8 protein-coding genes are annotated in these 12,174 nt (G+C 55.7%); 3 read left to right on the top strand and 5 right to left on the bottom strand.

Translation table 11 applies throughout. The annotated features are described in order from the left end of the window. Window positions 1-3: 3 nt before the first annotated feature. The 4 genes from MKD38_RS06235 to MKD38_RS06250 all read right to left on the bottom strand — a co-directional run bounded on the left by MKD38_RS06235 (window position 4) and on the right by MKD38_RS06250 (window position 7,838). Complete coding sequence (locus tag MKD38_RS06235) at window positions 4-1,749, bottom strand: hypothetical protein (RefSeq protein ID WP_252675258.1); 1,746 nt, start codon at window positions 1,747-1,749, stop codon at window positions 4-6. A 183-nt stretch (window positions 1,750-1,932) separates the two neighbouring features. Beyond that, window positions 1,933-5,019, bottom strand: coding sequence for a type I restriction endonuclease subunit R (locus MKD38_RS06240; protein ID WP_252675259.1), 3,087 nt, complete (start codon window positions 5,017-5,019; stop codon window positions 1,933-1,935). A gap of 7 nt (window positions 5,020-5,026) precedes the next feature. Then, on the bottom strand, window positions 5,027-6,289 hold the full coding sequence (locus MKD38_RS06245; RefSeq protein ID WP_252675260.1) for a restriction endonuclease subunit S: 1,263 nt from the start codon (window positions 6,287-6,289) through the stop codon (window positions 5,027-5,029). After that, window positions 6,279-7,838: a class I SAM-dependent DNA methyltransferase gene (locus MKD38_RS06250; protein ID WP_252675261.1), complete on the bottom strand. Its 1,560-nt coding sequence runs from the start codon at window positions 7,836-7,838 to the stop codon at window positions 6,279-6,281. The genes MKD38_RS06245 and MKD38_RS06250 overlap by 11 nt, the downstream gene beginning before the upstream one ends. A 153-nt stretch (window positions 7,839-7,991) precedes the next feature. On the opposite strand from MKD38_RS06250, the gene MKD38_RS31120 reads away from it, so the two are divergent. The 3 genes from MKD38_RS31120 (at window position 7,992) to MKD38_RS06260 (ending at window position 10,143) form a co-directional block, all read left to right on the top strand. Next, on the top strand, window positions 7,992-8,216 hold the full coding sequence (locus MKD38_RS31120; RefSeq protein WP_371925646.1) for a helix-turn-helix domain-containing protein: 225 nt from the start codon (window positions 7,992-7,994) through the stop codon (window positions 8,214-8,216). Window positions 8,217-8,703: 487 nt separating this feature from the next. Beyond that, window positions 8,704-9,393: a hypothetical protein gene (locus MKD38_RS06255; RefSeq protein WP_252675262.1), complete on the top strand. Its 690-nt coding sequence runs from the start codon at window positions 8,704-8,706 to the stop codon at window positions 9,391-9,393. A gap of 45 nt (window positions 9,394-9,438) precedes the next feature. After that, entirely contained in the window at window positions 9,439-10,143 is a 705-nt protein-coding gene (locus MKD38_RS06260) for a hypothetical protein (protein ID WP_252675263.1), read from the top strand. A 578-nt stretch (window positions 10,144-10,721) separates the two neighbouring features. On the opposite strand, the gene MKD38_RS06265 is transcribed toward MKD38_RS06260, so the two are convergent. Beyond that, window positions 10,722-11,939, bottom strand: a complete 1,218-nt coding sequence (locus tag MKD38_RS06265; RefSeq protein WP_252675264.1) for a hypothetical protein — start codon at window positions 11,937-11,939, stop codon at window positions 10,722-10,724. Between the last annotated feature and the right edge of the window lie 235 nt (window positions 11,940-12,174).

Consider the following 12,174-nt stretch of genomic DNA (forward strand, 5'->3'; position numbering starts at 1 on the left):
TCCCTAATCCTGCTCACTTGGCTCAATGACGCGAGAAATGTCTGCAAGACCGTTGTCGACCATATCAAAGCGTGTTAGCGCAGGAATTTGAGCGAAAACTAACTGTCCGTGTCGTCTGAAGCAAATCGCGATGCGGTGACTGTAAGTTCGCCCCTCCTTCCGAAGAAGCTCATACAGACCATCGGCAGCAGCACGAACCGTTTTACCCTCGGGATGCTCTCCCAAATAGACCACCAATGCGGGCTCCATATTGTCGCGGCGGAGATTGTAGTTTGGGTCGTTCGCAACCCACGACAGACTTGCACCCTTAATGTCCCTGACCTGTGGTGGCCAGTCGACGTGGTGCTCAATTATCTTCCCCAGAGCGGCTGTGCGTTGGATAGCGGTATTACGGTATTCTGACGCTCTCGGATGAGAGTCGGCAGCGAACGTCACTCGTCGAACAATTTCATCCGCATCCAGTCGACAAGCTTCGAGTAAATCGAGCTTGAACCATCGCTCTTGGTGACGACTGCGCCCAGCGGCAAGGCTTACCACCCGCTCAACGGCTAAATCATCGCCCGCACCGTGGACATTTCTTAGCGCGAAAGCGACGTCTTCATCCTCTTCAAGAATCGTCGCAAGACCCGTTTCCGGACATTCGACGTCTTCGCTCCACACCTCTGCCTCAGCATCCCACCGGTACCGCGCCACCATCAGTGGTCCAAGCGAGTTGACTAATACACTATCGACATCTGCAACCGGTTTAGAAATCGACAGCTTGAAAACCGCTTCGTCGTAGTGAAAGAGGAGCGCATGACGCCGCTCTTCCATGAAGCAATAATAAAGTCCCTTTTTATGATTTCGCAGAATCTCGACATCGGATGTTGAGCACCGACCATGCGGCAAGTACCATGCGGAACCCCCAATGTTCTTCCAGTCCGTTGGTTCTGCTCCACCTTGGTCATACTGCTTTACATTCTTCGCCCAATTCAGACACACAATATCGCAGTTGGTTAGCTCTTTGTTTCCTCTGAACGTCAGGGTGCGATATGCGCGGTAGTCCGGATGTCTCGGATTAGGGTTGAGTTGGATGTGTATTAGCGTTGCTCGGTCCGTCAGCCTTCTCAGAACTCCTGCAGCGGTAGCAAGCGCAAACGCATCGGAACAAATGATGACACCGAGACTAAGTAACTCGTCTGGACTTTGGAAGCGGTAGATAGTTGTACCGCGAATCAGGTGCTCGTTCTCAAGAAAGTGGTCGTCACGAGAAGGGGCTGTTTTGAACTGAATCAAAACGACGCGAGTCCAATCTCCACTGTCCGTTTGTGTTTGAAAGCAAAGCGCCACGGGGTCCAAATATGTGCCATGTGGCGGAACTGGCTCATGGATGACAATGGCTTGCACCGCTGTAGCAAAAGCCTCGAGCTCCGCGCCAGTAATGCTCTCGCAGCCAAGCACCCAAAGACGCCCAGGGGTAGGAAAAGCTTCGCTTTCCACCGCCTTCTGTAAGACAGACCACGGCACACAATACTCCGGCGCAATCGCTATGTCTGCTTCAGTGGCAACGGCGAGCTTCAAAAAGCTCGAGCACTTTTGAGTTGCTATCGTCTGGTCGTACGCGCCAATGCGGTCGTCACCGGCATAGATAGACCAGCTTGGTTGCAGCAAAAGACCGTTGTAGTTCTGATTGTCTGGCGACAACGCGAATAACACAGGGGGCTGAAGTCCCTTCTTGGCCAGTACAACGTTAACCGACTCACATTTCACAGTTAAGCCTCAACCTTTACTCCAAGCGGGACATGTCGCACCGCTTACTCTCCAGTGCAGCAGCACTCTGGCGACGCAGTTCTATTTTTGATAACGGTCCTTGGCTCTTTTCCGTTAATCAAATATTTGAACAAAAAAATGACATAACGCAACAAGCGCGATATGGTGAACATCTGCGTAAGCCTAAGACCATGCTTCCCCCAACGCTTCGGCCTGTTGCAGCACTAGTTCCACGGCGCCTTCCTGTTGGTCCGGCGGATACCTGTACTTTCGCAATATCCGCTTCACCATCAACCGCAGCTTGGCCCGAACGCTTTCTCGAGCTGACCAGTCCACGGTGATGTTTTCGCGCAAATTTGCAGTAAGCTCATGGGCAATCTTTTTCAAGGTCTCATCGCTAAGCTCGCGAACGGCAGACTCGTTGTTTGCTAACGCATCGTAGAAACGAACCTCGTCCTCAGTCAGCCCCAGCTCTTCGCCCCGGCTAGCGGCCGCTCGGAACTTCTTGGCCATGTCGATGAGCTCTTCGATTACTTGGGCCGTCTCAATGGCCCGATTCTGGTAGCGCTTCACCACGTTGGACAACAGCTCGGAAAACTTCTTCTCCTGGACAACGTTCCCAGCGAATCGACTCTTGATTTCGCCCTCGAGCAGTCGCTCTAGCAGTTCCACGGCGAGATTGCGCTCTGGCAGGTTGCGCACTTCCGCCAAGAAAGCGTCGTCAAGAATGCCGATATTCGGTTTGTCGAGGCCGACCGCCTCAAACACATCCACCACCTCTTCGGAAACTACCGCCGAACCAATGATTTGTCGGATGGCCAGCTCTCGCTCCTCGTCGGTGCGCTTTTTTTCGCTGAGTTCCCGTTTGGTCAGGATGACCTTGACGGCCTGCATAAAGGCCACTTCCTCTCTTACGGCCTTGGCCTCGTCCAGCGTGCAGCAAAGCGTAAAGGCCTTGCTCATTGCAAGCGCCGTGTCCGCAAAGCGCTTCTTGCCCTCCTTGACGCCCAGTACATGGTTGGCGGCACCGGCTAGCCGCCTGTGGCCTGCTGTCAGGAAGTCGCTGTAGTCGTAGCCGTGGAGCATGCCACGCAGGACGTCCAGTTTCTCCTCCAGGATGGAGTACGCCTCGGCAGCATCTACGGTCGGCCTACCGCGTCCGTTGCTAGCCGTATATTCCTTTAGCGCGCTCTTGAGCTCATTGGCAATGCCGATGTAGTCAACTACCAAGCCGCCTTGCTTGTCCTTGAAGACACGGTTGACGCGCGCAATGGCCTGCATCAAATTGTGGCCCTTCATGGGCTTGTCCACGTACAGGGTGTGGACGCATGGCGCATCGAAGCCCGTTAGCCACATGTCGCGCACGATGACGATGCGCAACGGGTCGACAGGGTCCTTGAAGCGTTTTTCCAAGCGTTTCTTGACCTGGCCGCTGTAAATGTGGGGCCGTAGCAGCGCCTTGTCGCTAGCTGAACCCGTCATCACGATTTTGATGGCACCTTTCTCCGGGTCGGGGTCATGCCAGTCGGGGCGCAGCTTGATGATTTCGTTGTAGAGATGAACGCAAATCTCGCGGCTCATGGCAACCACCATGGCCTTACCGCTCTGCGCATTGTTCCGTTCCTCGAAGTGAGCCACCAAATCGGCCGCGACGGCCGCTACCCGAGGCTCCGCGCCCACCACCTTTTCCAGGGCGGCCCAGCGGCTCTTCAGTTTCGCCTGCTGACTTTCTTCTTCATCCTCGGCGAGTTCGTCCACTTCCTCGTCTATCTGAGGTAGTTCCTCAGCCTTGAGCGACAGCTTGGCCAAGCGGGACTCGAAGTAGATGGCAACCGTGGCGCCATCCTCCTTGGCCTGCTGCATGTCGTAGACGTGGATGTAGTCTCCGAACACGGCGCGCGTATCACGGTCCTCGCTCGATACCGGCGTGCCAGTGAAGGCCACGAAGGTGGCATTGGGTAGTGCATCACGCAGATGCTGTGCATAGCCGACCTGATATTTCTCCTGCCCGGGCTTGCCTTTCAGTTGTGCTTCGAAACCGTACTGCGTCCGGTGGGCTTCGTCGGCGATGACCACGACGTTGCGCCTGTCCGACAGCATGGGGAAGATATCTTCATCTTCTCCTGGCATGAACTTCTGGATGGTCGCGAATACGATGCCGCCCGAAGGCCGATTCGCCAGCTTTGCGCGCAAGTCCTGCCGTGTTGAAGCCTGGACAGGTTGCTCGCGTAACAAATCCTGCGCCAGAGAAAACACGCCAAACAGTTGCCCGTCGAGGTCGTTACGGTCAGTGATGACAACGATGGTTGGGTTCTCCATCGCCGCTTCTTGCATCACGCGTGCGGCAAAGCACGTCATGGTGATGCTTTTGCCACTGCCCTGCGTGTGCCAGACTACCCCGCCTTTGTGGCTACCGCCGGGCAGGGAAGCCGACACTACTTGCTGTATGGCGGCGCGAACGGCGTGGAACTGGTGATAGCCGGCGATTTTTTTTACCAGGGTACCGTCGTCCTCGAACAGCACGAAGAAGCGCAGGTAGTCCAGCAGATAGGCCGGCGCCAGCACGCCCCGGACGAGGGTCTCCAGCTCATTGAACTGGCCGAGCGGGTCAAGAGTGAGGCCATCGACCGTCCGCCACTGCATGTAGCGCTCGCCGTTGGCCGAGAGCGAGCCCATGCGCGCTTGCGAGCCGTCGCTGATGACCAGGATTTCGTTGTACTGGAAAACGTCGGGAATCTGCTCCTTGTAAGTCTGAATCTGGTCGTATGCCTTCCAGATATCGGCGTTCTCGTCGGCAGGATTCTTGAGCTCAAGCAGTACCAGCGGCAGGCCATTGACGAACAGGATTATGTCAGGCCGCCTAGGGTGATGCGGCCCCTGGATGCGGTATTGATTTATTGCCAACCACTCGTTGGCCGACGGGTTGGCCCAGTCGATGAGGCGGACGAAATCGCCTCGGGTTTCGCCGTCCTTTTGGTATTCGACCGACACACCACCGAGCAGCAATTGATGAAAGCGCCGGTTGGCTGAAAGTTGGACCGGGATACCAAGGTCTCGGACGTGACGGAGAGCATCTTCCCGGGCGGCCAGTGGGATGCTCGGATTCAGGCGACCAATGGCGCCGCGCAGACGTTCGACCAACAGGACTTGACGGTAGTCGGTACGCTCAACGTTGGCTCCGTCGGGAGCGAGGTCAGGTCCGAAGAGGCAGTCATAGCCGACTTCGGAGAGCCAGCCGAGCGTTTCCTGTTCCAGTTGGTCTTCTGTCATCGTGGATTCAGGCTGCGATGACTTCTTCGGCCTCGACGAGGCGGAGTTGGCCGGATATCAGGCGCGGAAGAAGACGGTCGCGGATGGAACTTAGAGTCTCTATCCGATTTCTGTTGATTACGACTGTATCATGCAGTGAGGCCGTGACATCAGAGAATCGACGTAGGATTTTTAGCGGGGGCAAAACAAACTTAATAGAACGTAGATAGCTCACAGGTTTCGCAATGGACGGAACACCAACCTGCGAGGCATTAGCCAGTAATAAGTGCTGCCCAGTCGCGCTTCGTAGGAAATAGGTAATCCATTCGGGCGTCATCCTATTTTTATCGCACCGAAGAAAAAACTGACTCTGTGACGTCATGTATGACGGGTGCTTAGAGTTTTGGGGGATAAGAGAAACCTGACCAAGCGTACCCCGGTGTGTGATAACTACATCCCCTGAATACACGGATGAGTTCTTGAGCCGTTCTGCATGAGCTTCAGTAATGCAGTTGGCGGCATGGTCTTCCAACAACGTTTCCTGCAGATGCTTTCCACTTAACACCGGAACGCCATTAGGGACAAACGTAGAAACCTTTATGTTGGAGCCAAATGGGCCCATTCCAACTTTTTCCGCAATATCTTCGATTCGAGTTATCTGCCATCCCGCTGGAATCTCCCCCAAGGGTGAATCCTCGAAGCTATCCGGAAACATTTCGGCGGCGGCTTCATCCACACCGTCTAAAGCCAAACCGTTTCGTTTGGCGTGGACCGGGTCAAAGTCGACGAACCAGGACTTAAAGAGAGCTTGAGCAATTGCTTCGAGCGTGGCGTTGGTTTCGCGCAGGAGAGTTATACGGTCGTCGAAAGACTGAAGGAGAGCAACGATAGCGTCCTGCTCGCCTCGTTCCGCGACCCGAATAGGAATCGTATAGAGGAAATTGCGATTCAAGGACGGCTGCGCGCTACCGGAGTTGAAGGCGGCTAGGTCAAGGGTCTGCAACAGATAGTACGCGAATCTCGGGTTGTTCCCCAAGAAATCAGTCACATAGAGACATGTGTTGTGAGGCCAGTAATCGACCTCACAAAAGTGGACACGTCCTGCGGAGGCTCCACTACGACCCACGACAACGCCGGGGCCCTTTGCAAGCGCTACATTGTGTGTTCCGTTCGGACCTGCGGACCCCATGATTGGCACGTTGCCGGGCTGCTGCTCGGACGCCGTCAGGTCGTGCCCCCGTTGAAGACGCACAAATTTGCCGAGGGTACAGGCGCGCCACTCAGAACTCATAGCCCAGCCCTCCCAACTTCAGCCGAATCAACTGGTCCAGTTCTGCACCCTTTGCCATCTGCTCACCCAATTTCTCAGTGAGCTTCTGCATCTTCTCTGCAAAAGCCTCATCGTCTTCCTCGACCTCCTCGGCGCCCACATAGCGCCCTGGGGTCAACACATGCCCGTGCTCGGCAATCTCTGCGAGGTTCACGCTACGGCAATAGCCGGGAATGTCCTCGTACTCGCCGACGCCCTCGCCAACCTCGCCCCGCCAAGCGGCGACGGTGTTGGCAATCCTATCGATGGTGTCATCGGTCAATTCAGCCTGAACCCGGCTAATCATGGTTCCAAGCTTGCGCGCATCGATGAACAGCACTTCACCCGTTCGGGTGATTTTCTGCTTTGCCAGGAACCACAGGCAGGCTGGAATCTGGGTGTTGAAGAAGAGCTGCCCCGGAAGGGCCACCATGACTTCCACCGCATCGGCGTCCACCATCGCGCGGCGAATATCACCTTCGCTGTTCTGGCTTGAACTCATGGAACCGTTTGCCAGCACAATGCCCGCCCGGCCATTGGACTTCAGGTGATACAGCATGTGCTGTAGCCAGGCATAGTTCGCATTGCCCTGGGGGGGGGTGCCGTAGACCCAACGGGGGTCGCCCTCCAGGCTGCCGTGCCACCAGTCGCTGACATTGAAAGGTGGATTGGCTAGGACGAAGTCGGCGCGCAAGTCCGGATGCTGGTCGCGCACAAACGTGTCCGCAGGTTCTCGACCCAGGTTGTAGTCAATGCCCCGGATGGCCAAGTTCATGGCCGCCAGTCGCCAAGTGGTGGGATTGGACTCCTGCCCGTAGATGGACACATCCCCCAGCTTACCGCCATGAGCCTCGATGAACTTCTCCGATTGGACAAACATGCCACCGGAACCGCAACAGGGGTCGTAGACCTTGCCATGGTGGGGCGCCAAGACGGCCACGAGCGTCTTGACAATCGAGGCCGGCGTGTAGAACTGGCCGCCTTTTTTACCTTCCGCGCTAGCAAACTGACCAAGGAAGTACTCATAGACCTGGCCAAGAACATCGCGAGCCTGGCTAGCGTCCGAACCGAAACCGATGGTCGATATCAGGTCAACCAGTTCCCCCAGCTTGCCGTCGGGCAGCTGTGCCCGTGCATAGCGCTTGTCTAGGATGCCCTTGAGCTTCGGGTTCTCCCCCTCGATTTCGGCAAGGGCCTCATCTACGCGCTTGCCAATGTCGGTCTGCTTGGCAGCGCTGCGGAGATTCTCCCAGCGGGCAGACTCGGGGACCCAGAAAACATTGACTTCCTTGTAGTAGTCCCGGTCTTCCAGCTCCCCAGTGAGCATCTCCTCGTCGCATTCGTGCAGGAAATACTCGTCGTTTTCGTCGGCGAATCGGCGTGTCAGCTCGGCGCGGCGGGCAGCGAATGTGTCAGAGACATATTTGAGGAAGATGAGGCCGAGGACGAGATGCTTGTATTCAGCGGCGTCCATGTTGGCCCGCAGCTTGTCAGCGGCAGCCCAGAGTGTTTTCTTGATATCGTCCAGCATTGAGGCGTTTCGGGAGCATTTCGAGCGAAACCGCCATTATGAAGCCAGAACCTAGGCCTCGCCGCAACCACACTCCCGTCTGGCAACGCAAGTGCTTGCAAACAACAGCACGGTTGAATATGCATCCCGACCAAGAGAGGGGACCCGGCTCATCTGCAAGAGACCCTTAACGCGAGTCAGTCGGCAAGGATGGCCTTGGCTCTGGAGGAATTGGGTTCGGTTTCCACGTATGAATGCCGGCAGCCCCTAGCCATCTACTGCCCACCTGCCAGCAAGTTTGACCTCCTCCAGCAGGACCACCGCATCGAGACCCACTGGCAGTCCATCGAAACTGATTGCGGTCAAGTCCATCGTGTCGGTTTGTACGTTCTGCGCTAGCCAGGCAAAGGCGCCTTATCTTCCGGGCACGGAATCACATCACATCCGAGGTGCAAACGAGCAACTCCGCAGCCAGAACGCGTTCGGACCGGAAAGATTCCAGGCTTTTCGACCAAGGCGGCGATGGTCGTCTGTGCCCCGACATCCCACGCGGCACATTCTTCGCTGCACATGTGACGTCTGGCTGTCCTCACAAGCTTTGACTCGGCGGCAGCTGAGAAACAGCCAGTAATGCTACGAATTATCAGAACTGTTACATCTCCATCGCAGAAGGATTATTTCAAATTTGTGTAAATCGACAAATACCCTTAATAATCATGGAGCTAACCACGGTTGGCGTGAACCTTGCGGTAATCGCCACCGCGGGAGACGGCCCATCGACCGAGCCGCATTTCTAACGTTCTACCAGAGGCGGAAACCATGGTTGCACGTTGCAGCGTCGTAGTTCAACAGAAGCCGGGGGCTAAGTATTGGAAAGGAGAACGCCATGCTCGCCATCTCAAAATCAAGAAAAAGCATAGAGGGCATCGCTCACACTAGGTTAGGAATCAAAGAAACAACGCTGGCTATCGCTAGCACACTTTGCTTAATCCCTATTTGCGCCAATGCCGGCACTTCGATGGCTGGGATTGCCGGAATCTATCAGACCTCGGTCGCTCTCGACGCCTGCACGTCAGTAAATCTGACAATTAATGTCAGCGAAGACGGCGGCCCCAGTGTCAATGCATCGAGCAACAATGGACCTAGCCCATTTGCCAGTGCATTGCTCTCAGGCTTCAACAGTTGCACCGACACTTCCTTCCTTGCCATTGGCGACACAACTGCTATTCAATTTTCTGCAACCAGAGGGAATCCGGGACAACCTCCAAAGACAGTCTCCGCATCAGGTACTATCCCGCTGACCGATTTATTTTCAAACGCAGCTGATAGCTTGAATTTCCACTTGACGCTAACTCAATTCGGCGGAGTATTTTCACAGCAAGCTCATTCGCACGACACTGTTACTAACGGAACCTCGTCCGTGACAACACATCTTCGTGCAGATTTTCAAGCCAGCTTTGCTAACGCTTCAGTTTCTGCGGTCAGCCAAATATTTGGTCAAATTCCAGCAAGCGGGGGAAATACCTTTGCATCAGTCGCGTATTTGAAGAGCCACGAGGTGACGATTTCCAAATAATCGTGCGACCTGCTCCGTGACTAACAAGTTTTGATGGAGAAAGCCATGCTTCGCGTTCTAGGAATAGTTAAAGAGACTGTTGTTAAAAATAGCCCCGTACTGAGGAATATCGGCCGAATGTGGGTAATGACCGGCCTTTTGGGCTTCGCCTCCATCTCCGCCCATGCGGACCCAGATAGAACGTTTACGTCAGCTGGAATGGCGGGTGTTTACCAAGGAGCTGTTGCCATTGACAGCTGCACAACAGTAATGTTGACGATTGGCGTTGCCGAAGATGGTAGACCTAGTGTAAATGCCTCCGGCAACAATGCTCCAACTCCCTCCGCAAACGCCGCACTCAGGTCCTTTAACAGTTGCACAAATGCGAGCACATTTGCGTTCGGTAATACTCAGGCATTTCAGTTCTCGGCAGTAAAGGGCGGTCCTGCGCAGCCACCGCGAAGTATCACTGCATCAGGCACAATCCCGCTAACCGATGCGTCAACAAACATAACGGACAACCTAACTTTCCAGCTGACGCTAACCCAATTCGGCGGCATAATTTCACATCGGGCCGGAATCCATGACACCACGCCCAGCGGAAATTCTTCCGTGACCACGCACCTGCAAGAGGATTCGCAGTTTAGCTTTGCCAATCCGTCACTCTACGCAGTAAGTCAAATCTTCGGACAAATTCCACTGGGTACCAGCAGCAACACCGTCGGTACAGTCACTTATTTCCGATTACACACTGTGACGATTTCGCAGTAGGCTCTATCGCGTGTTTGAGCGTCCTGGTCACACATTTGGCGCGGTGGGAGACCGCCGCGCCAACTTCGTCTCTTTCGATTCCTGGCACCAATCGCTGCCGTTCATATTTCGCGTTATTGGCTTGTCCTTGGAGGGCATGATGGTCGCTGCAACCGCACAAGCAGAGTGACTTTTCACAATACGGGATTGTTCTCGGCAGATTGCGAAAATTGGTGGAGTTGCTGGCAGCTCGACGCGCGAAAAATAGCTAGGTGGTACAGCTTGCTTTCCGGGTGTCGTTATGGACCTTTCCGGGGTCGTATTATGGAACGGGTTATAAAGCCGGAATCATCATCACCGTAAATAGGCCAACGGTAGGGAACCATCGTCAAAATTGAATTCCCCTGTTTCCCCTAGCAGTAGTGGTCTCGCCCGCGAGGGGCCCTTTACCAGACCGCTGCCACGGTTCTTGGCACGACGCGAATCGGTGAGTCCACTCACCTTAATATGCGCTAGAGGCTTTGCCTTCCATCCGGACCACCTCAGCCGTGCAAACGCGGGGTTCGGCCCCAGCCTCGGTACCCCGCAGGCGTTCGGCTCTACTGTGCGTCAAATAGCAACGTGGCTTGGACCGATTGCACAGGCGCAGCCTCGAACTCGCGGAAGGGCTTGTCCCAATCCTCATACGGAAACGCCGCTCTGACGCGCTCTTGGAAGACCGGGTTGTTCAGGGTCTCATAAGTCACTCCCTTTGGCACCCAATCGAGCCGCATATCGCTGACCAGCGAATTGGCCGACGGAAAGACCCGGCCCAACTCGTCATCAATGTACCGCTTCAGGACATCCACGGTAGGCTTGTTGGTGAGCTGTGCGGTCAGTGCTTCGGGAGGCGACTTCCTGACTGCCGGCAGCAATCCGTCGACCAGCTTCTTGCGTGAATCGACAAGTTCTTTCTCGAGTCGTTCATGGACTTGCTGTTGGAATTTCGTGATGGCCGCCCTTATGGCCTCCACGTCAGCGGCAAAAGCCTCGCGCTTGGAGCGCAGCATCACGCTGCCCAGGCCGTCCCCCAGCGAACGGGTGTACTTGTCCCTGAGTGAGCGCACACGCCGGTCGATTTCACCGGCCTCTTTGGCAACCTTGCTTTGGTCGCTGACGAGCTTGAACGTGGTGAGAAGACGCTTGGTCGTGGCGTCATCCTTCGTTGCCAGAACGAGGTCCTTCGGCAATTTGACGGTATGGTGGGCGATATGCAGTCCAGTCAATCGCAGCTCGACAAACTCGATGAACGCGTTGAAGACATTGACCTTACGCGCCAGGTCGAATCTTTGCGGCGGATTCGCTTCGAGCGATGCCTTGACCTGCTGCATCTGCTCCGCTGAAACCGGCTTTCTGCCGATTTCGGGCGGTGGTGCCGGTTGGTCCGGCAATGAAGGAGTCGGGAAAAATGAGGCCGCTATCGCCGTGGTCTGCGCGGGAAGCAGCGCAATGGCGTTGGGGCCGACATGCTTGTCGTCCTGCGTTTCGACGAGCATGGGCGGCGTGAAGAAGGCAAAGCCGGTATCGTCGCAGACGAGCACGCAGGTCCGCAGACCGGGCTCGTTCCGGATGTCGACATTCCCTTCCTGAAGCAACTCCACGGCATCGAATTCGCCGTAGCCCATGCGCGCCGTTGTATCGACGACATCAAGTACGACCCGCACCGCGTCGCGCCCCAGCTTTCGGCGCGCGTTCACCAGCGCAGCAGCTAGCGATTGCTGCAGTCCTGGCGCCGAGTAGACAACGTGCCGTCTGGCATCGTGGATGAGGTCGGCCAACTGGGCGCTGCTGAGGTGTACGAAGCAAGGCAAATGCATTGTCGGTGTGCTCTGTTCTAGTAGCCGGTTGCTTGTTAATAAATTTCGCGCATCGGGTGGGGTGCCCAGCAACTAGGGTCGAGCCTCCCGTGCATCGCGCACGGGTACTTTTGCCATCGCCGTCAACGCCGGGGATTATTGTGCTCGCACGCTGTCCAATCCGAGTGGATTGCTGCAAGCCGGTCAGATGATTGGC

It is taken from the genome of Cupriavidus sp. WGlv3 (genome assembly GCF_023952475.1).
Classification (GTDB): Bacteria; Pseudomonadota; Gammaproteobacteria; order Burkholderiales; family Burkholderiaceae; genus Cupriavidus; species Cupriavidus phytorum.